26 protein-coding genes and 1 other RNA gene are annotated in these 21,463 nt (G+C 46.5%); 17 read left to right on the top strand and 10 right to left on the bottom strand.

The window, feature by feature from the left end:
* The first annotated feature begins 56 nt into the window (after positions 1-56).
* The 4 genes from BM359_RS04275 to ssrA all read left to right on the top strand — a co-directional run bounded on the left by BM359_RS04275 (position 57) and on the right by ssrA (position 3,551).
* On the top strand, positions 57-1,199 hold the full coding sequence (locus BM359_RS04275; RefSeq protein WP_054488269.1) for a peptidase C39 family protein: 1,143 nt from the start codon (positions 57-59) through the stop codon (positions 1,197-1,199).
* An 84-nt stretch (positions 1,200-1,283) separates the two neighbouring features.
* Positions 1,284-2,402: an NADH:flavin oxidoreductase gene (locus BM359_RS04270; RefSeq protein WP_054488266.1), complete on the top strand. Its 1,119-nt coding sequence runs from the start codon at positions 1,284-1,286 to the stop codon at positions 2,400-2,402.
* Positions 2,403-2,437: 35 nt separating this feature from the next.
* Entirely contained in the window at positions 2,438-3,091 is a 654-nt protein-coding gene (elbB, locus tag BM359_RS04265) for an isoprenoid biosynthesis glyoxalase ElbB (RefSeq protein WP_054488264.1), read from the top strand.
* A 101-nt stretch (positions 3,092-3,192) separates the two neighbouring features.
* Positions 3,193-3,551, top strand: a transfer-messenger RNA (tmRNA) gene (gene ssrA, locus BM359_RS04260).
* Between the two features lie 83 nt (positions 3,552-3,634).
* On the opposite strand, the gene BM359_RS04255 is transcribed toward ssrA, so the two are convergent.
* Entirely contained in the window at positions 3,635-3,829 is a 195-nt protein-coding gene (locus BM359_RS04255; protein ID WP_054488262.1) for a hypothetical protein, read from the bottom strand.
* 210 nt (positions 3,830-4,039) lie between these two features.
* Between BM359_RS04255 and BM359_RS04250 the strand changes: the two genes are divergently transcribed.
* Complete coding sequence (locus BM359_RS04250) at positions 4,040-5,059, top strand: zinc-dependent alcohol dehydrogenase family protein (RefSeq protein ID WP_082332142.1); 1,020 nt, start codon at positions 4,040-4,042, stop codon at positions 5,057-5,059.
* A gap of 158 nt (positions 5,060-5,217) precedes the next feature.
* Complete coding sequence (locus BM359_RS04245; RefSeq protein ID WP_082332141.1) at positions 5,218-6,144, top strand: aspartyl protease family protein; 927 nt, start codon at positions 5,218-5,220, stop codon at positions 6,142-6,144.
* A gap of 15 nt (positions 6,145-6,159) precedes the next feature.
* Here the strand turns inward: BM359_RS04245 and smpB are convergent, their stop codons facing one another.
* The gene (gene smpB / locus BM359_RS04240) at positions 6,160-6,639 is read right to left on the bottom strand and encodes an SsrA-binding protein SmpB (RefSeq protein WP_054488260.1); all 480 of its coding nucleotides are present in this window, start codon (positions 6,637-6,639) and stop codon (positions 6,160-6,162) included.
* Between the two features lie 107 nt (positions 6,640-6,746).
* On the opposite strand from smpB, the gene BM359_RS04235 reads away from it, so the two are divergent.
* The 3 genes from BM359_RS04235 to sixA are packed head-to-tail and all read left to right on the top strand — an operon-like array spanning position 6,747 to position 8,027.
* Entirely contained in the window at positions 6,747-7,190 is a 444-nt protein-coding gene (locus BM359_RS04235; RefSeq protein WP_054488258.1) for a type II toxin-antitoxin system RatA family toxin, read from the top strand.
* Positions 7,183-7,548 (top strand): RnfH family protein, encoded by a 366-nt coding sequence (locus BM359_RS04230; protein ID WP_054488256.1) that lies wholly within the window; start codon positions 7,183-7,185, stop codon positions 7,546-7,548. The genes BM359_RS04235 and BM359_RS04230 overlap by 8 nt, the downstream gene beginning before the upstream one ends.
* On the top strand, positions 7,545-8,027 hold the full coding sequence (gene sixA, locus BM359_RS04225) for a phosphohistidine phosphatase SixA (RefSeq protein WP_054488255.1): 483 nt from the start codon (positions 7,545-7,547) through the stop codon (positions 8,025-8,027). Before BM359_RS04230 ends, sixA begins: the two co-directional genes overlap by 4 nt.
* 3 nt (positions 8,028-8,030) lie before the next feature.
* Here sixA and smrB read toward each other — a convergent pair whose 3' ends face one another.
* Positions 8,031-8,594 (bottom strand): endonuclease SmrB, encoded by a 564-nt coding sequence (gene smrB / locus BM359_RS04220; RefSeq protein WP_054488253.1) that lies wholly within the window; start codon positions 8,592-8,594, stop codon positions 8,031-8,033.
* 86 nt (positions 8,595-8,680) lie between these two features.
* Here smrB and prmB point away from each other — a divergent pair, with 86 nt between their 5' ends.
* From prmB to BM359_RS04195, 5 genes are read left to right on the top strand one after another with little or no spacing between them, the layout of a single operon-like run.
* Positions 8,681-9,610, top strand: a complete 930-nt coding sequence (prmB, locus tag BM359_RS04215) for a 50S ribosomal protein L3 N(5)-glutamine methyltransferase (RefSeq protein WP_054488251.1) — start codon at positions 8,681-8,683, stop codon at positions 9,608-9,610.
* Positions 9,610-10,698: a chorismate synthase gene (gene aroC / locus BM359_RS04210; RefSeq protein ID WP_054488249.1), complete on the top strand. Its 1,089-nt coding sequence runs from the start codon at positions 9,610-9,612 to the stop codon at positions 10,696-10,698. The genes prmB and aroC overlap by 1 nt, the downstream gene beginning before the upstream one ends.
* A gap of 6 nt (positions 10,699-10,704) precedes the next feature.
* Positions 10,705-11,250: an elongation factor P hydroxylase gene (locus BM359_RS04205; RefSeq protein ID WP_054488247.1), complete on the top strand. Its 546-nt coding sequence runs from the start codon at positions 10,705-10,707 to the stop codon at positions 11,248-11,250.
* Positions 11,251-11,270: 20 nt separating this feature from the next.
* Positions 11,271-11,399, top strand: coding sequence for an entericidin A/B family lipoprotein (locus tag BM359_RS04200; RefSeq protein ID WP_074930774.1), 129 nt, complete (start codon positions 11,271-11,273; stop codon positions 11,397-11,399).
* 3 nt (positions 11,400-11,402) lie between these two features.
* Positions 11,403-12,545, top strand: coding sequence for an ATP-NAD kinase family protein (locus BM359_RS04195; protein WP_054488245.1), 1,143 nt, complete (start codon positions 11,403-11,405; stop codon positions 12,543-12,545).
* A 14-nt stretch (positions 12,546-12,559) separates the two neighbouring features.
* Here BM359_RS04195 and BM359_RS04190 read toward each other — a convergent pair whose 3' ends face one another.
* Complete coding sequence (locus tag BM359_RS04190) at positions 12,560-12,880, bottom strand: 2Fe-2S iron-sulfur cluster-binding protein (RefSeq protein WP_054488243.1); 321 nt, start codon at positions 12,878-12,880, stop codon at positions 12,560-12,562.
* 109 nt (positions 12,881-12,989) lie between these two features.
* Between BM359_RS04190 and BM359_RS04185 the strand changes: the two genes are divergently transcribed.
* Positions 12,990-14,282 carry an NCS2 family permease gene (locus BM359_RS04185; protein WP_054488239.1) on the top strand — a complete coding sequence of 431 codons (1,293 nt, stop codon included), beginning with the start codon at positions 12,990-12,992 and terminating at the stop codon, positions 14,280-14,282.
* Positions 14,283-14,289: 7 nt separating this feature from the next.
* Entirely contained in the window at positions 14,290-14,775 is a 486-nt protein-coding gene (gene gpt / locus BM359_RS04180; protein ID WP_054488237.1) for a xanthine phosphoribosyltransferase, read from the top strand.
* A gap of 68 nt (positions 14,776-14,843) precedes the next feature.
* Here the strand turns inward: gpt and BM359_RS04175 are convergent, their stop codons facing one another.
* Positions 14,844-16,547: a proline--tRNA ligase gene (locus tag BM359_RS04175; protein ID WP_054488235.1), complete on the bottom strand. Its 1,704-nt coding sequence runs from the start codon at positions 16,545-16,547 to the stop codon at positions 14,844-14,846.
* Positions 16,548-16,625: 78 nt separating this feature from the next.
* On the bottom strand, positions 16,626-17,333 hold the full coding sequence (gene tsaA, locus BM359_RS04170; RefSeq protein WP_054488233.1) for a tRNA (N6-threonylcarbamoyladenosine(37)-N6)-methyltransferase TrmO: 708 nt from the start codon (positions 17,331-17,333) through the stop codon (positions 16,626-16,628).
* A gap of 211 nt (positions 17,334-17,544) precedes the next feature.
* On the opposite strand from tsaA, the gene BM359_RS04165 reads away from it, so the two are divergent.
* On the top strand, positions 17,545-18,189 hold the full coding sequence (locus BM359_RS04165; protein WP_054488229.1) for a hypothetical protein: 645 nt from the start codon (positions 17,545-17,547) through the stop codon (positions 18,187-18,189).
* Here BM359_RS04165 and rcsF read toward each other — a convergent pair.
* The 4 genes from rcsF to BM359_RS04145 all read right to left on the bottom strand — a co-directional run bounded on the left by rcsF (position 18,186) and on the right by BM359_RS04145 (position 21,453).
* Positions 18,186-18,554, bottom strand: a complete 369-nt coding sequence (gene rcsF / locus BM359_RS04160; RefSeq protein ID WP_224797288.1) for an Rcs stress response system protein RcsF — start codon at positions 18,552-18,554, stop codon at positions 18,186-18,188. The two genes, BM359_RS04165 and rcsF, sit on opposite strands and share 4 nt — an antisense overlap.
* A gap of 114 nt (positions 18,555-18,668) precedes the next feature.
* Entirely contained in the window at positions 18,669-19,085 is a 417-nt protein-coding gene (locus BM359_RS04155) for an H-NS family histone-like protein (RefSeq protein WP_054488227.1), read from the bottom strand.
* 160 nt (positions 19,086-19,245) lie between these two features.
* Positions 19,246-19,671 carry a hypothetical protein gene (locus tag BM359_RS04150; RefSeq protein ID WP_054488225.1) on the bottom strand — a complete coding sequence of 142 codons (426 nt, stop codon included), beginning with the start codon at positions 19,669-19,671 and terminating at the stop codon, positions 19,246-19,248.
* A 132-nt stretch (positions 19,672-19,803) separates the two neighbouring features.
* Positions 19,804-21,453 carry an electron transfer flavoprotein-ubiquinone oxidoreductase gene (locus BM359_RS04145; RefSeq protein WP_054488223.1) on the bottom strand — a complete coding sequence of 550 codons (1,650 nt, stop codon included), beginning with the start codon at positions 21,451-21,453 and terminating at the stop codon, positions 19,804-19,806.
* Positions 21,454-21,463 lie beyond the last annotated feature (10 nt).

The raw sequence follows: 21,463 nt of genomic DNA, 5'->3' as shown, positions 1-21,463 counted from the left end.
AGCCTGAAGCCTTAGGTTATTACCTCGGGAGCAGCGCTTGGAGAGACCGTAAATTTATGACTGGTAAAAGAACTCGAATAATCCCTGCACAAACGTCGCATTTGGATGCAGTAACTGCGCTGGAAGCTCTTACTTTCCCCGAAGATGCTATTAGTAAGCGCAGCTTTCGGCGGTTCATTGAGTCATCCACTGCAGACTTTCATGTGTTGGTGGCCGATGCCCGGGTAATTGGCTATACCGTTGTTCTATACCGAAATAATACTAATCTGGCTCGGCTCTATGCGCTGGTTGTCGATGAAAGCTGCAGAAGCCGGGGATATGGACGGAGTTTACTGCAAACTGCAGAAGAGCTCGCGGATAAGCGACATTCACTGTTTCTGCGCACCGAAGTCGCTACTTCTAATACGGTTGCGCAACAGTTGATGAACAGTGAAGGGTTCCGTGCTATAGAACTGCGCGAGGCGTATTTTCCTCCTTCATCTTCACAATCTACCGACGCATTAGTTTTACAAAAGCTGCTTCCCCGATATGAAATGGGCGAGGACTCCGGTGTGGGAGCAACGGATGAATATGTTCCTATGCTGACTCAGTCGACAGAGTTTACCTGCGGACCAGCCAGCTTGTTAATGGCGATGGATTATTTCGGCCGGCCGAGCAGCGATCCGCAAGCTGAAGAGCTGGAAATTTGGCGTCAGGCAACCACCATTTATATGACCTCCGGACATGGTGGTTGTGGGCCACATGGGCTGGCGCGCGCGGCGTATCAACGTGGCTTGAAAGTACGGGTGGAAGTTAATACTGAGCAGCCCCTGTTTGTAGATTCAGTTCGTCAGGAACAGAAAAAGACTGTGATGCAGCGTATACAGCAGGCCGATATGACCTATTTACGTGAACACGATGTGCCCATTGTTGTACGTGATTATGACGTTAATTTAATAAAAGAAGATTTAAGCCACGGCTGTCTGATTATGGCGCTGATTTCAACTTATCAGTTTGATGGTATTCGCGCTCCACACTGGGTTTTAATTTGCGCTGCGGATGACGACTTTATTTACATCAATGACCCGGACTATGACACGCTGCCCTGGGAATCTCCAACTGAGCGTCAATACTTACCTGTACCTATAAGCACCTTCAGTAAAGCCTTTGGCTACGGCGGTCGTAAGCAAAAAGCGGCGGTTGTGCTTTGGGCTAATTAGATAACAAAGTGATCAATTGCCCTTGAATTATCCGTAATTATGCTCAAAGTCATATAACAGTACCAGATGATAAAGGAATTCCTTATGAGCTCAGCATTTGATGATTTTGAACTAAAAGGCCACAAACTGGAAAACCGTTTTGTCGTCGCCCCAATGACACGAACCAGTGCCGATAAAAAAGGTAAGCCAACCGAGTTAATGGGTGAATATTACGAACGCTTCGCCAAAGGTGGCTGGAGTATGATCATCAGTGAAGGCGTTTACACTGACCGCCAGGCAAGTCAGGGTTACGAAAACCAGCCGGGTATTACCGATGCTCCTCAAACCGATGCCTGGAAAGAAATTGTCGAGCGTGTTCACAAGCACGACTGTAAGTTCATTATGCAGTTGATGCATGCCGGCGCGCAGTTTCAACACAACGAATACACCGATACGCCAATCGGACCCAGTGAAGTAAAGCCTAAGGGCGAGCCATTAGATTTATATGGTAAAACAGACGGTTGGCCTGAAGTGAAAGCCATGGATGAGACCGATTTTGATGCTGTTATGAACGGCTTTGTTGGTGCAGTAAACCGTGCTAAAGAAGCTGGTTTTGATGGCATTGAGCTGCATGCGGCTAATGGCTATTTACTGAATGAATTTTTGAGCGACTACTTTAATCAGCGCCCCGACCAGTGGGGCGGTAGCATGGCGAAACGTATGCACTTTCTTGAGTTGGTAGTTAAGGCGGCGAAATCGGCAGCCGGAGACGACTTCATTGTTGGTGTGCGACTCAGTCAAATTACGGTGACGGATTCAGAATATCAGTGGCCGGAAGGTGAAGACGCCATGATAAAAGTGGTTAAGGCTATGGATAAAGCTGGTGTGGATTACATTCATACAACAGACACTGATGTTATGCGTAAACCGTTTAAAGGTGGAAGCAATAAAACGCTGGGTGATGTTGTACAAGAGTTCTCAGATATTCCGTTAATTGTTAATGGCGGCATTAGTGAGAAAAACTATGAGCATGTAGCGGCACATTATCCGAATGCGTTACTGGCTATGGCGAAAACGTCATTGGCAAATCCGGACTTTCCAATTCGGATAAAGTCCTCTGAACCATTACGCCAGTTAGATTTTGCCATGCTCCAACCAACCGCTACACTTGAAAATGAGTGGAAGTGGCGGGACGAAAATGACGCGCACATTGAACTGGATTGAAGCGGTTTTTAAGTAGCGGACAGGAGGTTTCTACGATGAAAAAAGTAGCAGTTATTTTATCCGGCTCCGGTGTCTTTGACGGCGCCGAAGTGAACGAAACGGTATTGACGTTGTTGCATATAGCGAAGCAAGGCGCAAGCTACGAATGTTTTGCGCCAGATATAGAGCAGATGCACACCATTAACCACCTTAAAGGTGAAGAAAGCGGTGATAAACGCAATGTGCTTGAGGAAGCCGCGCGCATTACCCGTGGTGAGGTCCGGCCGCTAAGCGATTTAGATTCAACTGAATTTGATGCGTTAATTTTGCCAGGCGGCTTTGGTGTGGCGAAGAACCTGTGTGACTTTGCTGTAAAAGGCGCCGATATGACGGTCAATGACGAGGTTTTAAAAGTTGGTAAGGCTTTTGTCGATGCCAAGAAACCTGCGGGCTATATGTGTATTGCGCCAGTGTTATTGCCGCATATTTACGGGAAAGGGGTCAAAGTCACCATCGGTAACGATGGCGAAGTAGCCAGCGCTATTAATAAAATGGGCGGCGAGCATGTGAACTGCGGTGTTCGCGATATTGTTGTGGATGATAAACACCAATTAGTCACCACACCAGCCTATATGCTGGCCGAAAACTTGCCAGACGCAGAAGAGGGCATCAGCAAATTGGTTGAAAAAGTCTTATATATGGCGGCCTAGTAGCTGAATTAAAGCCCAATAAATAACCGCTTGAGTGCGGAACTTATAGCACTTAAGCGGTGTCTGAGTTATAGTACACAGATTACGTAAGTAATAGCTTTGGGGCTGATCTGGATTCGACGGGATACACGAAACCCAAGGTGCATGCCGAGGTGAGGCAGGCCTCGTAAAAAGCCTCAACCTAATAGTTGCAAACGACGACAACTACGCTCTAGCGGCTTAATAACCCGCTAAGCCCATCCCCCGGCGCTTTGTCTGCGAGACCGGACCAGGATGGCTCAACCTAATGTAGACTCGCGTGGATGCTTTGTCCGGAGCTGAAGCGTTAAACTTAATCGGACTCGTCAGTTGTGAAGCCTGTCAGTCGGCGTCACACTGATTAACTAAAAGACTGACTAAGCATGTAGGACCGAGGATGTAGGTATTGCGGACGCGGGTTCAACTCCCGCCAGCTCCACCAATTCCATAAAAAGCCGCTCATTTGAGCGGCTTTTTTTATGGCTTTGCTCTCTCTTAGCGTAGTATTTCTCGGCAGATTCTGAATTATTGCTTTGTTTTCCACGGGCCAAATGCAATGAAATAGAGAAGGATAATATTGGCAAAGGGAATCAGAATTAATATTCCTAACGGGCCCGGATAACCGATGCGCTGACATATTCGCCATGCAGGAATGACAAAAATAATACCAACCACTAACATCCATAGAAATCCCATACCACCGAACATTTCGTAACTCATAGCATTTTTCCTTGTTTGGCAAACACATAAATAACGTTAGATTCAAATTAGTTAATTTGCAAAGATGTTATGGCCGATGGCTGACATCATTAATCGGGTGTTGTTTGGCTATTTTGAAACCGACCGGGCTTTTTAGTCTGCGTCTGATGATCCAATTCCCCTTTATAAGAACTACTATTCAACACATGTTTTAGTTAAAGGACTGCGATCATGACTGATAAAATTAAAGCGTTAAGACTGAAAGAGCCATTTGGGCTTGATAATATTCAGGTGACAGAGATGGATGATCCAGGGCAGCCAGGGCCTGGAGAAATTCGTGTAAAAATAAAAGCAAGCTCTCTTAACTTTCATGATTACGGTGTCGCGGCCGGTTTTATACCGACCGATGACGGGCGCATTCCTATGTCAGACGGAGCAGGTGTAGTGGAAGCTGTTGGCGACGGAGTGGAAGAGTTTAAGGTAGGTGACAATGTCGTTTCTACCTTTTTCCCGTACTGGCAAAGTGGGCCGGCGCCTGTCGGCGACTTCCGCAATACGCCGGGTGATGGAATTGATGGCTACGCCAGAGAAGTTGTAGTACGCCCAACTCAGTTTTTTACTCACCAGCCTAAAAACTACAGTCATGCTGAATCCGCTACCCTGACCACGGCCGGGCTTACTGCGTGGCGTGCTCTGGTGGTGGACGGCGGCATTAAACCGGGGAACACGGTGCTGGTACTGGGTAGTGGCGGCGTTTCCGTATTTGCCTGCCAGCTGGCAAAAAGCCTGGGTGCGACCGTATTTGCAACTTCGTCTTCCAATGACAAGCTGGAGCATTACAAGAGGTTGGGAGCGGATCACCTGATCAACTATAAAGAAGACCCTGAATGGGGTAAAACAGTTCGCAAATTGACCAATGGTCGGGGTGTCGACCACGTCATTGAAGTCGGCGGGCCGGGTACTCTGCCTCAGTCTATTAATGCTGTTGCTATTGCAGGTCATATTGCGCTAATTGGTGTGCTAACCGGAAGTGAAGGTGAAGTTCCAACTGCAAAACTCATGGCTAAACAAGCTCGTTTGCAGGGACTCATTGTAGGCAGTTGTGACCATCAAAAAGACTTTGTGCGCGCCATAGAGTCCAATGGCGTTAAACCGGTGATTGATAAAATCTTTGCGTTGGAAGAGTTGGCTGACGCCTTTCGTTATGAGGAATCAGGCAAACACTTCGGTAAAATTTGCGTAGAGTTTTAGGCTCAGATAGTTCCTGTGGACACGAAAGCCCCTGAGATTAAAGCAGGGGCTTTTTTTATATCAATTTGAAAGATTACTAATAAAGCTAACGCGTACGGCATTTGAATATGAAACCCCTATTGGCGGCTGGATAATATTTTAGTAGGATTGTTGCTAAAATGTTATTTTCTGACGCGAATCAATACATGGAGGTCGATGTGCGCTTTTTGGGTTTATTGCTGCTTGCGCTTGCGTTTACAAGTCATGCTGAAGTTACCGATTGGATCCCTTTTGAGTTGGACAGTGGTCACGTAAGAATTACCGTTGAAGTCGATGGCATTGAAGGCAATGCAATAATTGACTCAGGTTCTCAGCTCAATGTTATTAATAAAAAATTTATAGAAAAGCATGATTTAGAGTACGAAATTTCAACTTTTACGGGCGTTAGCGGCGTTCATCACAAGTCGCGTCAACCTATATATGAAAGCGTTCCGACCCAACTCTTTGGCTCTGAAATGGAGCTTAACCTGGTTGGTGCAGACTTTGGTCACTCAGGTAATGCGCTCATTATTGGTGCTCCGTTTTTACGAAATTTTATTGTGCAGTTTGACTATCCCAACGGGCGCTTACGCCTTGCCACTCGTGATGCTCTTAATCTGGATGAAGTTGCTAACTTGCCTATGAGAGCTCAAAAAGGGTCGGGTAGGCCATTGGTCCGGGTCACTCTTAATGATGAAAAAGATATTTGGATGATTCTTGATACCGGTAACAGCGGCGGAATTTATATGAAACGAGGCATCGCTGCCCGCAGGGGATGGCTCGATGAGTTTGCGCTGGGTAAGACCATGTCACGCGGTGTAAACGGTATTGCTTACACCGACACCTTCACTTTACCGTCCGTTATTTTTGGACCGTTCAAAGTGAAGAATGTGGATGTGGCTGTACCCGTTGCCGGTGAAGAAGCAGACTTTGGCGAACGTTACAAAATTCAACACAGTCGCATAAGAGGCGTTAAGGTTGAGGGGCTAGCCGGCTATGGTGTCTTTAAACACTTTGTCGTTACGCTTGACTATCAAAGTGGCAAAGGGCACGCAGAGCTGCCCTAATTACCTGATGATTGGCTAACGAACCGAATGCTTCATTATTCGAGCCTTCTGGCGTTGCCAGTCGCGCTCTTTAATGGTGTCGCGTTTATCGTGTGACTTTTTACCCCGCGCTAAAAAGACTTCCACCTTTGCCCATGGACCTTTCCAGTACATAGTTGTTGCTACTATGGAATAGCCTTCACGCTCTGAAGCACCAATAAGTTTATCGAGCTCGCGGCGCTTTAAAAGCAGCTTACGGCTGCGGTCGGGTTCGCAATAAACGTGGCTTGAGGCCTGGTTCAGTGGCTGAATTTCGGCACCCAGAAGGTAAGCCTCGCCATTTTTAATAATGACGTAGCTGTCGCTAATGTTGACCTTGCCAGCCCTTATGCTCTTAATTTCCCAGCCTTGCAAACTAATACCTGCCTCGAACTTGTCTTCAAGGAAGTATTCATGCCGCGCTTTTTTATTACGAGCGATGGTATTGGACGATTGTTGTGGTTTCTTTTTACTCATGGCGGCTATTATACCTATGCGCACTGAAAAGAAAATTGCTTTAAGGGCTTCAAAGCGTTTCTGGTTGCGTTATTATTGCGCAGTTGATTTTTGTTGTAGGGAAAAAAATGCCCAGTATCCAAAAAAGTGCCTTAGTTTCGTACAGCGCCAAACAAATGTTTGATCTTGTTAATCATGTTGAAGCTTATCCGGAGTTTGTTCCCGGTTGTGCTGCGTCGCGTGTACTGGAGTCATCTGGCCAGCAAAAAGTGGCTTCGCTAGACATCAGTAAAGCGGGTATCAGTAAAACCTTTACGACCCGAAATACGCTGCACGAACCCGAACGTATTGATATGGACTTAGTAAACGGACCATTTAAAAAATTGACCGGTGGTTGGGTGTTTACACCACTGGCAGATGACGCCTGCAAAGTTGAACTTAAGCTGGATTTTGAATTTTCGAGTCGTTTGCTGGGTATGGCCTTCGGTAAAATATTCAGTGAGGTAACCTCGCGCATGGTCGATGCCTTTGTTAAGCGAGCCGAGCAGGTGTACGGCAACCAACATGGATAAGAAGTTAACCATAGAAGTGGCTTATGCGACGCCCGAAAAACAGGTGTTACTGACGGTGCACCCAAAAGAGGGCGCGACGGTGGAAGAGTGCATTAAAATGTCGGATGTGTTCGAACACTTTCCGGAAATTGATCTTGAACAGCAAAAAGTGGGTATCTGGAATAAGACGGTGAAATTAGATGCAAAGCTAAGAGACGGCGATCGCATTGAAATTTATCGTCCGCTAATTGCCGATCCCAAGGCTGTACGTAAACGCCGTGCGGAAGAAGCCAAGCAGTCAGGTCGTGCTGATCGTGTTACCGGCGGCAGACCTGATGCAAAACGCCGAGCGCAGGCTGAGGAGTCTAAGCCAGAATGAAGCTGTATATCATGCGTCATGGTGAAGCGAACTACCCACAGGGCAGTTATTCTGACCGCGAACGCCGTTTAACAACCAACGGTGAACGCGAAGTAATGACAACAACGACCTGGCTGATAGACAAGCAGCCAGAAGTTGACTGTGTTTATGTCAGTCCTTACCTGCGGGCCCAGCAAACGGCTTCTATTTTACTGTCACATTTGAAAACCGGGCAACGCCAGGATTGCGATGACATTACGCCCGACGGCCATGCTGCTTCGGTTGTCAGTTGGCTTGCTGCGGAAATTCAGGAGCATAACTTTAACAGCGTTGTGCTGGTGTCGCACATGCCATTGGTGAGTTACTTGGTGCATGAACTGGATGCCAGTGTACAGCCGCCTATTTTTCCAACAGCCGGCATTGCGGTTGTCGATTTTTCGCCGGAAACCTTACGCGGTAAATTTCAGCAGTTATTAATAGCGGAGCGCTGTGCGGGTTAAATGTTAGCTCGCAACTTTTAACAAAACCAGCAACGAGGCTGCGCCACCCCATTCCAGTGGCGCCTGATGAAACGCCCGAACATGCGGGTGTTGCACTAACCAGTGCGGCAGTTGTTGTTTTAACTTACCACTGCCGTGCCCGTGCATAATGCAGCAGCAGTCTATATGTTCGCGCTCACATGCCAGTAATAATGCCGCCAGCTCCTGGCGTGCCGTGGCCAGTGTCATACCGTGTAAGTCCAGCAACAACTCGGGCGTGTAGTCTCCCCGACGCAGTTGTTTTACCAAATAAGCAGATTCACCTTCGGCAGCAAAACGCACCGGGCCTTCACCAAAATGTGCTTCAAAATCATCGGAAAAGTAGTGGCTGGCAGAGCGGCTCGCGTCTGCAATCTGTTGCGCGTTGGGGTGTTGTGATAATTGTCGACGTTTGCGCAGCTCTGCAATCTTTGGTGGCTCGGGTGGCAGTTTATCCTGCTTAATACGGGCAGCACCTTTCGCGGCTTCACGAAAAAGCTCAATATCGTCTTCAGAAAGTGATGAGGACTGACGTTTGTTTGCAACCATGATTGATGAAAACCGCGCTGAATTAAGGTATCTTTAAGGCATTAAGTTTATTCAGTATAAAACATTCAGTGGTCGGGAGACAGCCTTTGCAAGTGCGTAATCTGGAACAAGCCATTCAAGAGTTAGTGAGTATTGATGACATTATCCGCTGGAGCGTAACACAGCTGAACCAGTCTGATGTGTATTATGGCCATGGCACGGACAACCCAATTGACGAAGCACGGGCTTTATTAAGCTATGTATTACAACTTACCACTGTTCAGCTGGCTGACATGGGTCATTGCCGACTGTTAACTGCTGAGAAGCACGAGTTTAGTGAATTGCTGAAGCAGCGTATTGAGCAACATATTCCGGCAGCTTACCTTACGCATCAGGCCTGGTTCGCGGGTTTGCCCTTTTATGTTGATGAGCGAGTGCTGGTACCACGCTCGCCAATAGCTGAGCTTGTCGAGAACGGCTTTCAGCCGTGGCTGACGCAACAGCCGCGCCGCGTTTTAGATTTATGTACGGGTGGAGGATGTATTGCGATAGCCTGTGCTTACGCTTTTCCTGAAGCAGAGGTCGATGCGTTGGATATTTCGACCGAAGCCCTGGAAGTAGCGGAATTTAATATTGAGCAACACGGTTTAACCCATCAGGTAACGCCTATTCAGTCAGACTTATTTGAGGCGGTTAAAGCTGAGAAGTACGATTTAATTGTCAGTAATCCGCCGTATGTGGATGCAGAAGATATGGCTGACTTGCCGCCGGAATATCATCATGAACCTGAGCTTGGCTTAGCTGCAGGCAATGACGGCTTAATTTTGGTGGATAAAATGCTTTTAGAAGCACCTGACTTACTAAACGATGGTGGCTTGTTTGTCTGTGAAGTGGGTAACTCGATGCCGGCACTTGCCGAAAAGTACCCACGAACGCCTTTTACCTGGCTTGAGTTTGCCAATGGTGGAGACGGCGTTTTCCTTCTGACAAAAGAGCAGCTTATTGAACATAAACAACGAGAGACTAAGGTCAGCTAATGCCAGGAAACAGTTTTGGGCAGTTATTTAAAGTAACCACTTTTGGTGAAAGTCACGGCCCTTCGCTGGGCGCGGTTGTGGACGGCTGTCCGGCTGGCCTGGCGCTGACGGAAGCTGATTTACAAGAAGCACTGGATCGCCGTAAACCGGGTCAAAACCGTTACACCACGGCTCGCCGCGAGTCTGATCAGGTCAAGATTCTTTCCGGTGTTTTTGAAGGTGTCACAACCGGCACGCCTATTGGTCTGCTGATAGAAAATACCGATCAACGAAGTCAGGATTACTCTGATATAAAAGATACTTTTCGCCCGGGTCATGCCGACTACACCTACCAGCATAAATACGGTGTAAGAGATTATCGGGGTGGCGGTCGTTCTTCCGCCCGTGAAACCGCAATGCGGGTAGCTGCGGGTGCTATAGCGTACAAACTGTTGCAGCAGCAGGGCATTGAAGTTCAGGCCGCGTTGACACAAATGGGTGATGTTGTGGCCAGTAATATTGACTGGCAGCAAGTACGTGATAATGAACTGTTTTGTGGCGATGCCAATGCGGTAGAGCCTATGCAGGATCTTATTCGTCAACTGAAAAAAGAAGGCGACTCGGTTGGCGCAAAAATTCGCGTTCGGGCCACCGGTGTTCCGCCGGGTTGGGGAGAGCCGGTTTTTGACCGGTTAGACGCTGATTTAGCCAAAGCTCTCATGAGTATTAATGCGGTGAAAGCGGTCAGTATTGGCGACGGTTTTGACGTGGTCAGTCAGCGGGGCAGTGAACACCGTGATGAAATGACGCCGGACGGATTTTTGTCGAACCATGCTGGCGGTGTTTTAGGTGGTATTAGTAGTGGGCAACCTGTGTTTGCCGATATTGCGTTAAAGCCCACATCCAGCATTGCCATTAGTGGCCGGACAATTGACCGCTGGGGCAAAGAGCAGGCTATCGTCACCAAAGGCCGTCATGATCCTTGTGTTGGTATACGTGCGGTTCCTATTGTTGAAGCTATGACCAGCCTGGTCCTGGTGGACCATTGGTTACGTCAGCGTGCGCACAACTTGTTAGCACAAACTGAAACGCCGGATATTAGTCGTTAAGCGGATATGAGTCAGAAGTCAGAGCATCATTACCAGCGCTTAATTCAGGTGTTTAAGCGCTGTTTTAAAGAGGATTACAACACCTTATTGGTTGCAGGCGAGGACGAGCCTTATTATCAACCAGCAAGGCATGAAGGCGAGCATAACCAGGTGGTGTTCGCGCATGGTTTTTTTGCTTCAGCACTGCACGAAACGGCTCATTGGTGCATAGCCGGTGAAGCTCGGCGCAAGCAGTTTGATTACGGCTATTGGTATGAACCCGATGGACGAAATGAAGCCCAGCAAAAGTCTTTTGAGCAGGTTGAACGAAAACCGCAAGCTCTGGAATGGTTATTTTCATTATGCTGTGACTTTCCTTTTCAAGTCAGCGTAGATAATCTCAATGACGTGGAAGTAGACAGGCAGGCTTTTACCGAAAAGGTGGCAGAGCAACTCACTCAATTGCTGGAAACTGATGCGCTACCAAAGCGTGCGGTAACGTTTGCAAAAGCGTTGTGTCGGGAGTTTAATTGTAGCTGGCCTAACCGCCAAAAAGTTCGTATTCATTATTAGTTAATAACAAGGAGTTACTTATGTTCTTAAGAGCGTTATTAGTTGCTATAGCGGTATTAGGCTTATCTGCCTGCGAAACGATAGAAGGCGCGGGGCGTGACTTAGAAAAAGCAGGCGAAGCGATTCAAGATGAGGCTAACGACGAATAAATAATGGAAGTGAGCAGTAAGCTGACCGTTGGTCTCATTATAAACCCCTATGCGGGGATTGGCGGCGCCTTAGCTTTGAAAGGAAGCGATGGCGCCGATATTCGCGAAAAAGCATTATCTGCCGGCGCTGAAAAAAAGGCATCGAAACGCGCAGAAACCGCATTACAATTACTCCAACCATACAAGCAACAGTTGAATTTTGTCACCGCTGAGAATGAAATGGGGGCAGACAGTCTAAATACCCTCGGCTTCTCTTTTGAGTCGGTTTATTCAGCTGCTGAATCACCATCTTCGCCTGAAGACACTAAAAAAGCAGTGTCAGCAATTATTGCTCACAAGGTCGATATCCTTTTATTTGCCGGAGGTGACGGTACCGCACGCGATATTTATGAAGTGGTGCCTGAACAACAACTGGTATTGGGGATACCCGCCGGGGTAAAAATCCATTCTGGAGTTTATGCTATTAGTCCTACAGCCGCGGGGCGAGTTATTGAGAAAATTCTTCAGGGAGAGTTATCAAGTATTCACAATGCCGACGTTATGGATATTGACGAAGAGGCTTTTAGAAAAGGTACGGTAAAAGCCAGACGTTTTGGTGAAATGTCTGTACCGGCGGAGCTGGAATACGTTCAGGCAGTAAAAATGGGCGGCAAAGAAAGTGATGAACTGGTTCTGGACGATATTGCTGCAGAGATTATTGAACGGGTTGATGATGAACTTTTAGTAATGGGGTCGGGTTCTACAGTGGAAGCCGTTATGCAGGCAATGGGGCACGAGAACACCTTACTTGGCGTTGACTTGGTTCAAAACGATAACTTACTAGCCAGCGATGTTACTGAAAGCCGTTTGTATGACGAAGTGAGCCAGCATAAAACGGGAAGCATTAAATTGGTTATTACCCTAATAGGCGGGCAAGGTCATTTATTTGGCCGGGGTAATCAGCAGTTGAGTCCTAGAGTTATTCGCCATATTGGTAAAGACAATATATGGGTCGTTGCTACTAAGACTAAGCTACAGGCACTGAACAATAAGCCGTTGCGGGTCGATACGGGCGATGCTGAATTAGACAGTTCGCTTTCAGGAACTATCCGGGTAATTACCGGCTACCACGACGAAGTTCTTATGCCGGTGGCAGCCGTCAATTAGTCTCTCTAATCTATTTAGAACTGAGACTTAGGCATATGGACAACTAAGCCGTCCAGCTCGTCAGTTATTTCTATTTGGCAGCTAAGCCGACTGTTTTCCTGTGGCTCCATGACCATATCGATCATATCTTCTTCCTGCTCTGACGGAGCAGGGAGCTTATCCTGCCACTCAGGCGGAATGTAGCAATGGCAAGTTGCACACGACATAACGCCGCCGCACTCTCCAATAATGCCGTCAATAAAGTTCTCGACTGCGGCTTCCATAACGTTGGTTCCCGAGTCGACTGTGGCTTCAAACTGATTCCCATCGGCATCGACGAAATAAACGGTTGGCATGATAAATTCTGTATCCTGTTTAAAAAATAAAAAGTGAACAACAAATTACGCGGCAATTAGGATAAAATACCTGCCTTTTAACCACAACGCCAAACTTTCAAGGTTTCTCATGCTGGAAAAGCTGTTTTCAATTAAAGCAAGTGGTAGTTCTGTTAAGTCCGAGATTATTGGTGGACTGACAACTTTCCTGACCATGGCTTACATTATCTTTGTTAACCCGTCTATTTTGAGCGAAACAGGTATGGATTATGGGGCTGTATTTGTGGCTACTTGTTTAGCGGCAGCCATTGGTTGTTTGATTATGGGGCTATGGGCGAACTACCCGGTAGCACTGGCGCCGGGAATGGGCTTAAACGCCTTTTTCACTTACACCGTTGTATTTAGCATGGGGTATACCTGGCAAACGGCGTTGGGGGCTGTATTCTTCTCTGGTTGTTTGTTCTTTTTACTTTCTGCTTTTCGGGTGCGCGAGTGGATTATAAAATCCATTCCTACCACCTTACGTTTGGCTATAGCCGCCGGTATTGGTGCATTTTTGGCGTTAATTGGCTTGCAGAATGCCAACATAATTGTCGCCAACGACGCAACAATGGTGAGCTTAGGCTCTTTATCTGAGCCGTCTGTATTGCTGGCAGCAGCGGGCTTCTTCCTAATTATTGGTTTGGTTGCACGGCAAGTACAGGGTGCGGCATTAATCAGTATTTTGCTGGTCACTCTTATTGCCTGGGCAACGGGGTTAGTTGAATATAATGGTATTGTATCGGCCCCTCCAAGTCTGCTTCCCACCTTTATGCAAATGGACTTAGCGGCAGCTTTCGATATTGGTATGTTGTCCGTTATTTTTGCATTCTTGTTCGTGGACTTATTTGATACCTCAGGCACTTTGCTGGCCGTTGCACAAAAAGCGGGTCTGGCCAAAGCTAATGGTGAAATGCCCCGGCTGAATAAAGCGCTAATGGCGGACAGTACCGCCACCGTCGCGGGGTCAATACTGGGTACTTCAACCACCACCAGTTACATAGAATCTGCAGCAGGAGTCGCTTCGGGTGGTAAAACCGGGCTTGCTGCGGTGGTGGTCGGTATTCTCTTTCTTTTGGCAATGTTTTTCGCGCCGTTGGCTGGTATGATCCCAGCTTACGCAACCGCCGGGGCAATAATTTATGTCGCGGTTCTAATGTTGTTTACACTGAAAGACGTAAAGTGGGATGACATTACGGAGGCCGCACCTGTTGCTGTGGTTTTATTGATGACACCACTGACATTTTCAATAGCAGATGGTATTGCGTTAGGTTTTATCAGTTACGTTGTGGTGAAATTACTCGGCGGACGCTATCAAGATTTAACACCGAGCGTAATTTTCTTAGGCGCGCTTTTTGTCGCTAAATTTATTTGGTTAGGGTAACGAAATTATGGGATGGCATTCAAACCGCGAGTTTTTTGTATCATGGGAAGAGTTGCACCGTGCGACGCGTGAACTGGCGCGCCGTCAATTACCGGCGGAGCAATATAAAGGTATTATTGCGGTAAGCCGTGGTGGCCTGGTGCCTGCGGCTATTGTGGCGCGTGAGTTAAATATTCGTGTGGTCGATTGTGTGGCGGTGAGTTCCTATGATCACACCGAGCAACGAGATGACTTACAGGTAATGAAAGACGTTACCGCAACGACTGATGGCGAAGGCTTTTTGGTTGTAGACGATTTAGTTGATACGGGTAACACCCTGAAGTTTTTACGTGACCGCTTACCAAAAGCAAAGTTTGTTACGGTTTATGCAAAACCGGCAGGAATGGAGTTGGTTGATGATTTTGTTGCTGATTTAGCACAAGACACCTGGATCCACTTCCCCTGGGACATGCACTTGCATTACATTGAGCCGTTGGCAGGGCAGGAATCTTAAAACTCGCCCTGTTAAGGTAAAAAGGCCTGATAGTTTTGCTATCAGGCCTTTTTCTTTGTTTATTGAGTTTAGAACTGCTGTTTAATGAAGCTAACGCAGTCGTCTAAACTGATTTTTTGCTTCTCGCCGCCTTTACGACTCTGGTACTCAACCTGGTTTTCATCCAGATTACGTTCACCAACCACAACCTGATGTGGAATACCTATGAGCTCCATGTCCGTAAACATGACCCCAGGGCGCTCTTTACGGTCGTCAAAAAGAACATCAATACCTTGAGCCTTCAAGTCTTCGTAAAGCTTCTCAGCGGCCGCCTGAACACGTGCTGATTTATGCATGTTCATTGGCACAATGACGACCTGGAAGGGCGCCAGGGCATCTGGCCAGCATATACCACGCTCGTCGTTATTCTGTTCTATTGCAGCAGCAACAATGCGCGATACACCAATACCATAACAACCCATAGTCAGAGTTTCGTGTTTACCGGTTTCAGACAGTACACCAACTTTCATGGCATCACTGTACTTTGTGCCGAGCTGGAAAATATGGCCGACTTCAATGCCTCGGGCAATTTTCACTTTACCCTGACCACAAGGGCTTGGGTCGCCGGCAACAACATTGCGAATATCCACTACGGTAGAGTCCGGAGTGTCGCGCTCCCAGTTAACGCCTGTCAGCCAGTGACCATCTTCATTGGCGCCACAGGCGAAATCGGCCAGGTGAGCAGCGCTGCGATCAACCAGCAATGGGAGCTTTGACTTTACTACGCCAATGTAAGGCGCTTCTATACCCGTTGCTTTTTCAGTTTGAGTCAGTATTTCCAACGGAGCCGCGACTTGTTCGAGTTTTTCCGCTTTCACTGTATTCAGTTCATGATCCGCGCGTAATACAAGTTGAATGTACTCGGCTTCAATGTCATCTGATGCTTTGACAATAACGGACTTAACAGCTTGCTGACTTTCTACAGATAGTGGCTGTAATACAGCGGCCAGTTCATCACCATGTACTTGATGTTTTTCCATTTTTTGCGTTGCAGCAGGGCGTTCTCCTGCAGGGGCCAAAGCTTCGGCCATTTCCACATTGGCGGCATAATCTGATGAGTCAGAAAATGCGATAGCGTCTTCGCCGGAGCTGGCCAAAACGTGGAACTCGTGCGAGTGACTTCCGCCAATAGAGCCTGTGTCTGCAATAACCGGACGATAATCCAGACCCAGGCGCTCAAAAATACGGCTGTACGCTTTGTACATGTCATCGTAAGTTTTTTGCAGCGACTCGTCAGTGAGATGGAAAGAGTAAGCGTCCTTCATCATAAACTCACGTGCACGCATAACGCCAAAACGAGGGCGAATTTCGTCGCGGAATTTTGTCTGGATCTGGAATAAGGTTAATGGCAGTTGCTTATAGCTACTGACTTCCTTGCGTACCAACTGACTGATAATTTCCTCGTGGGTTGGGCCCAATAAGAAGTCACGTTGATTGCGATCCTTGATACGCAATAACTCCGGGCCGTAATCATCCCAGCGTCCAGATTCCTGCCAGAGATCGGCCGGTTGTACCATTGGCATTAAAATTTCCAATGCGTTAATGGCTTCCATTTCCTCACGGACAACATTCTCAACTTTACGTAGTACACGCAGGCCGGTGGGAGTCCAGGTATAAAGTCCGGCGGCGACCTTACGGATCATGCCTGCCCGCAACATAAGCTGATGACTCACGATCTCAGCGTCAGAAGGTGTTTCTTTAAGCGTAGATAATAAATATTGGCTGCTGCGCATAGTCCGGCATCTCTGCAATTTATAGTGGTCAAAAATTAGAGCGAAGTTTAGCAGTGTCTGACTCAGCTCAAAAGCCTTTTACGGCTGTTTTAATGAGATTTCTTCAACAAAAACGGTGTTTTGTTGTACATACCAACGAATATTATAGTTTAAAAGTGCGGTGCCGTAAGTTCTCTGGGGTGACTGCGCTTTGTGATAGGCCGGCCTAGGGTCCTGACTAAGTACCTCAGTAACCAGTGTCCTTAGGCCGGAAGAGCTCGAATGTGCGCTTTTCAACACTGCCTCGGCGGCGTCCGAAAATTGTACTTTCATACGAGACTCAGGCTTTTCTTGTGCAAATCCCGCTCGGGCATCGGTAATAGAGTCAACGTAGGGAATATAAGGCTTTATATCGACAATTGGCGTTTTATCGACTAAATCTGCTCCGCGAACAGTCAAGACGACATTCGGTTCCGTTTGTACCGCAATCAGTTCGACAACGGACAAACCCAACTGGTTAGGCCGAAACGGAGAACGTGTGGCAAATACCCCTAACTGTTGGTTACCTCCCAGACGCGGCGGCCGGACTCTTTCCTGCCAGGTATCGTGCTGATGAAACTCGAAAGTTAGCCAAAGGTGTGAAAACTGCTCGATGCCTTCTATGGCTTGTGCGTGTTGGTAGTCACCAACCAGTTCCACTTGAGCGAGTGCAGAAGGAACCAACCCCGGCTGTCGGGGAACGCTGAATTTCTCAGGAAAAGGCGTACGGATAACCGCAACCTGTGTCAGTTGTTGCTGGCTTTTCATATCGCCTCCGTTAGTGAACACGCGAAATACAGGTAGCCAATTTCACCACATAGTTAGCTATTTCGCTAACTGATTACTTTTCGAATTATTTAAATGTTTGATATTAAAAGGTTTTAATCTTTGGCATAAGCGTTGCAGAGCTAATCAATAAATTACATGACGTGCTTTAGAGTTTGGCATGAACGGTTTTAATAACAATAGGAAAAGAAAAATGATGAAACATAAAATTTGGCCTTTAACTTTAGGCTTTATCGGCTTAGTTACGCTTAGCACAGCGGCTTTCTCTGCAAATGATCGCGAGCGCACTCTGACTGACAGCTATATTGTCAGCAGCGATACAGAAATTCGCCTGGATGCAACGGTCGGGACTGTTGAGCTAAGAGTTACTGAAGGTGAGGCGGTTGAAATTGAACTGCGCGTTGAATCTGATGATGACGGCTGGTTTGCCAGTGGTGGTGATTTGTCAGAGGTGCTCATAAAAGGGGAGCGTAGCGGTAATCATTTGGAAATATCGGCCACGCCGCACGATGATATGTCTCAACATTGGAAGGTGTCAGTTCCTCGCTCACGGTTACTGGAAGTAAATTTGGGTGTTGGCGAAATATCCGGTGACTTGCCATTCAACAATGTAAAAGTAGATTTGGGCGTAGGCGATGTGTCACTGAACCTTGCCAACGGTGAGTATGGTTTGGTTGAAGCTTCAGTAGGTGTTGGCGATACCAGCTTGAGAAACTTCGGTAATACTCAGGAAAACAGAATGTTAGTAACGTCGGAATCCAGTTATCGGGGTAATGGTTCGACGGATGTTCAGGTTGAAGTTGGGGTAGGTGACGTGACGTTAACCAGAAGCAACTAGTCACGCCACCGAATTGCACGGCCTACACAGCTGACTTCACTGTAACAGATGGAGTCGGCTTTAGGTTTTAATGAAAAACACTGGGTTTCAATGACGGCATGTGCCTTAAATCGAACAGCGTCGACCCGTAGAGCTTGAATAGCTTTGTTATCTGACGCCGGTTCACCGTTAAATTGCCGCTGGCAGCTTTCACCATTTACAACACTAACGAGCTCGTATGCGCGCGATGGCGTGTCGCCTGTATGGTAAATTCTGATGTCACCCGAGTCGATTTGATTAAAGCCTCCTGGCATCTGAGGTAAGATGCTGCAGGCAGAAAGGCCGAATAATGGCGTTAATACGAATGCTATGAAACGATAGCGCAATGTCGATCCTTGCCAGTTTGAATTTTCTATAGCCTAATCAAGCTGAGTCTATTGTTCAACAAAAAGCGTAGTCTTGATTAATTATTCATCGCGACTACGCATAAATTCGTCTTATTACTTAATTAAAAAAGACTCTAACGGTTTGCCATTATCAATCGCTGTTTTCATAGCTTTTGGCATGCGCCCCTGACCGGTCCAGGTTTGCTTTTCACCATTTTCATCAGTGTATTCATATTTAGGCGGCTTAGGCGCTCTTTTCTTGCGAGTTGTTTTAACAATAGGCTCTCCACCCAGCTCTTGCTCTAATATGTCTGAAAGCTCGATACCGGCGTCTGCCATTGCACTTTTAAACTCTTCAATTTTCTTTTGTTTGGCTTCATGCTGGCGCAGTTTCTCAGCTTCTTCTTCACGACGCTGAGCGATAACCGAATCGAACTTTTCTTTAATGCTTTCCAGTTCATTTAAGTTAAGTTCTTTTAGTGCAGCTTTTAAACGACGCTCATGACGCAGAATATTAATGAAATCACTCATTGATGCTTACCTTATTTGATTGACTTAAATTTCATGTTGATTTGTTTTCATTATAGCGAGATAAAGTATTTTAATTGAAGTTTATTATTAATTAAAAATTATGTGTCAAACAGAAAAAGCGGATCATTGATCCGCCTTTTATACACTCAGTTATTAACAATTAATTGTTACCATTGTCATCATCGTTATTATCGTCGTCTTTGTCTTCATTCTTATCTGAGTCGTCAGACTTATCTTTAAGCGATTGGCGTTTTTCTTTCATTTTTTCTTTTTCTGATTTACGTTTATCTTTCATCGATTTCCATTTCTCTTTTTTCTCAGCTTTGTCTTCCTTGCGCTCTGCTTTTTGTTGTTTCCGTTCCTCTTTACGTTCTGCCATTTTCGCTTTTTGCTCGTTGCGCATAGCTTCCATTTCAGCCTTTTGCTCGTTTCGCATGGCTTCCATGTCAGCTTTTAAATCGTCTTGCTGCTTGCGAACTTCTTCGCTGCGCTCTTGTTCTTCATTGTTATTATCTTCAGATTGCTGAGCCAGAGCGAAAGGAGACGCTAATAAAGATAATATTGCTAAGGACGTTAATAGTTTCATAATACACCTCGTTTAAGGGACATTTAGGACTTAATAAGTCGACAAGTTAAAAATTTACAAGTTCCTAAAATGAAAAAACACCAAAACATTTAGCATGCTTTGGTGTTTTTTGTTATGAGATTTACACTTTACTTACATATTAGGATAAGTTGGTCCGCCACCACCTTCCGGAACAACCCAGGTAATATTCTGACTAGGATCTTTAATGTCACAGGTTTTACAATGTATACAGTTTTGAGCGTTAATCTGGAAAACTTGTTTCCCGTCCTCTTCAACAACCTCATAAACGCCGGCGGGGCAATATCTCTGCGCGGGCTCGGCGTATTTCGGTAAATTAACCTCTAAAGGAATATCAGCGTTTTCCAGCTTTAAATGACAAGGCTGATCTTCAGCATGGTTAGTATTAGATAAAAAGACAGATGATAAACGATCAAATGTGAGTTTATTATCAGGTTTAGGATAGTCAATTGCCTTAAAATCTTCGGCTTTACCGGTGGCTTTATAATCCGGTGTCCACTCTTTAAATTTAAAGGGTAATTTGCCGCCAAACCAATTTTGGTCAACCATGTTGTATGCGCCGCCTAACATGGTACCTAACTTATGAACAGCGCCGCCAAAGTTGCGAGAGCGGTATAACTCATCAAATACCCATGAGTTTTCAAAGGCGTTTTTAAAGCTACTGATGTCGTCGTTGGCTTTGCCATTTTTAAGTTGTTCAAAGACGCATTCAGCGGCAACCATGCCCGACTTCATGGCAGTATGGTTACCCTTAATTTTGGCAAAATTCAAAGTGCCGGCGTTACAGCCGACAAGTAAACCACCCGGGAATGTCATTTTCGGCAACGAGTAATAACCACCTTTGGCAATGGCTCGAGCCCCGTAGGATACGCGCTTACCGTTTTCTATCACGTTTTTAATTGCCGGGTGCGTTTTAAAACGTTGGAACTCCTGAAAGGGGTTCAGATATGGGTTTGCGTAGTTGAGGTCCACAATTAACCCTAAATACACCTGTCCGTCTTCAGCGTGATAAAGGTAACCACCACCACTGGCATTACTGTCGGTTAGCGGCCAGCCTGCGGTGTGAACCACTTTCCCGGGTTCATGCAGCTCTTCTGGTATATCCCAAATTTCTTTAAAGCCTAAACCGTAGTGTTGAGGTGTACTGTCTTTATCCAGTTCAAACTTATTAATCAGTTCTTTACCTAAGTGTCCACGGCAGCCTTCTGCAAACAAAGTGTACTTAGCACGCAGTTCCATACCTGGCATGTAGCCATCTTTTTCACTACCGTCTTTAGCAACACCCATGTCACCAGTTTGAATACCGGCAACGCTGCCGTCTTCGTTGTATAGAATTTCTGAGGCTGCAAAGCCCGGGAAAATCTCTACACCTAGTTGCTCTGCTTGTTCTGCCATCCAGCGACAAAGGTTACCCATACTGGCAATATAATTGCCTTTATTATGGAAGGTTTTTGGCACGGTAAAGTCAGGTAGACGAGTGTGACTATCTTCGTCTTTTAACAGCAGAATATCATCGCCGGTAACTTCCGTATTAAGCGGCGCGCCGCGCTCTTTCCAGTCAGGAAAAAGTTCATTTAAGGCACGTGGTTCAAAAACGGCACCTGATAAAATATGCGCGCCAATATCAGCGCCTTTTTCAACAACGCATATCATGAGCTCTTGCTCATTTTCCTGTGCGAGTTGACCGAGTCGACAGGCCGTTGCCAACCCTGAAGGGCCAGCGCCAACAATTACGACATCAAACTCCATACTTTCGCGTTCCACGTTAACCTCC

Origin of the sequence: Idiomarina abyssalis, from assembly GCF_900116625.1 — a bacterium.
GTDB classification, from domain to species: domain Bacteria; phylum Pseudomonadota; class Gammaproteobacteria; order Enterobacterales; family Alteromonadaceae; genus Idiomarina; species Idiomarina abyssalis.
Note: the sequence above shows the minus strand (reverse complement) of the source record. Positions and strands in the feature narration are given on the sequence as shown.

Bases quoted from the DNA above. Each gene is read 5' to 3' on its own strand.
- BM359_RS04250 (WP_082332142.1), top strand. From the start codon at position 4,040: ATGACTGATAAAATTAAAGCGTTAAGACTGAAAGAGCCATTTGGGCTT.
- sixA (WP_054488255.1), top strand. From the start codon at position 7,545: ATGAAGCTGTATATCATGCGTCATGGTGAAGCGAACTACCCACAGGGC.
- BM359_RS04200 (WP_074930774.1), top strand. From the start codon at position 11,271: ATGTTCTTAAGAGCGTTATTAGTTGCTATAGCGGTATTAGGCTTATCT.
- BM359_RS04245 (WP_082332141.1), top strand. From the start codon at position 5,218: ATGTTATTTTCTGACGCGAATCAATACATGGAGGTCGATGTGCGCTTT.
- elbB (WP_054488264.1), top strand. From the start codon at position 2,438: ATGAAAAAAGTAGCAGTTATTTTATCCGGCTCCGGTGTCTTTGACGGC.
- BM359_RS04190 (WP_054488243.1), bottom strand. From the start codon at position 12,880: ATGCCAACCGTTTATTTCGTCGATGCCGATGGGAATCAGTTTGAAGCC.
- BM359_RS04205 (WP_054488247.1), top strand. From the start codon at position 10,705: ATGAGTCAGAAGTCAGAGCATCATTACCAGCGCTTAATTCAGGTGTTT.
- BM359_RS04150 (WP_054488225.1), bottom strand. From the start codon at position 19,671: ATGAAACTATTAACGTCCTTAGCAATATTATCTTTATTAGCGTCTCCT.
- smrB (WP_054488253.1), bottom strand. From the start codon at position 8,594: ATGGTTGCAAACAAACGTCAGTCCTCATCACTTTCTGAAGACGATATT.
- BM359_RS04235 (WP_054488258.1), top strand. From the start codon at position 6,747: ATGCCCAGTATCCAAAAAAGTGCCTTAGTTTCGTACAGCGCCAAACAA.
- BM359_RS04195 (WP_054488245.1), top strand. From the start codon at position 11,403: ATGGAAGTGAGCAGTAAGCTGACCGTTGGTCTCATTATAAACCCCTAT.
- BM359_RS04185 (WP_054488239.1), top strand. From the start codon at position 12,990: ATGCTGGAAAAGCTGTTTTCAATTAAAGCAAGTGGTAGTTCTGTTAAG.
- BM359_RS04165 (WP_054488229.1), top strand. From the start codon at position 17,545: ATGATGAAACATAAAATTTGGCCTTTAACTTTAGGCTTTATCGGCTTA.
- BM359_RS04275 (WP_054488269.1), top strand. From the start codon at position 57: ATGACTGGTAAAAGAACTCGAATAATCCCTGCACAAACGTCGCATTTG.
- smpB (WP_054488260.1), bottom strand. From the start codon at position 6,639: ATGAGTAAAAAGAAACCACAACAATCGTCCAATACCATCGCTCGTAAT.
- aroC (WP_054488249.1), top strand. From the start codon at position 9,610: ATGCCAGGAAACAGTTTTGGGCAGTTATTTAAAGTAACCACTTTTGGT.
- BM359_RS04270 (WP_054488266.1), top strand. From the start codon at position 1,284: ATGAGCTCAGCATTTGATGATTTTGAACTAAAAGGCCACAAACTGGAA.
- gpt (WP_054488237.1), top strand. From the start codon at position 14,290: ATGGGATGGCATTCAAACCGCGAGTTTTTTGTATCATGGGAAGAGTTG.
- tsaA (WP_054488233.1), bottom strand. From the start codon at position 17,333: ATGAAAAGCCAGCAACAACTGACACAGGTTGCGGTTATCCGTACGCCT.
- BM359_RS04255 (WP_054488262.1), bottom strand. From the start codon at position 3,829: ATGAGTTACGAAATGTTCGGTGGTATGGGATTTCTATGGATGTTAGTG.
- BM359_RS04230 (WP_054488256.1), top strand. From the start codon at position 7,183: ATGGATAAGAAGTTAACCATAGAAGTGGCTTATGCGACGCCCGAAAAA.
- BM359_RS04175 (WP_054488235.1), bottom strand. From the start codon at position 16,547: ATGCGCAGCAGCCAATATTTATTATCTACGCTTAAAGAAACACCTTCT.
- BM359_RS04155 (WP_054488227.1), bottom strand. From the start codon at position 19,085: ATGAGTGATTTCATTAATATTCTGCGTCATGAGCGTCGTTTAAAAGCT.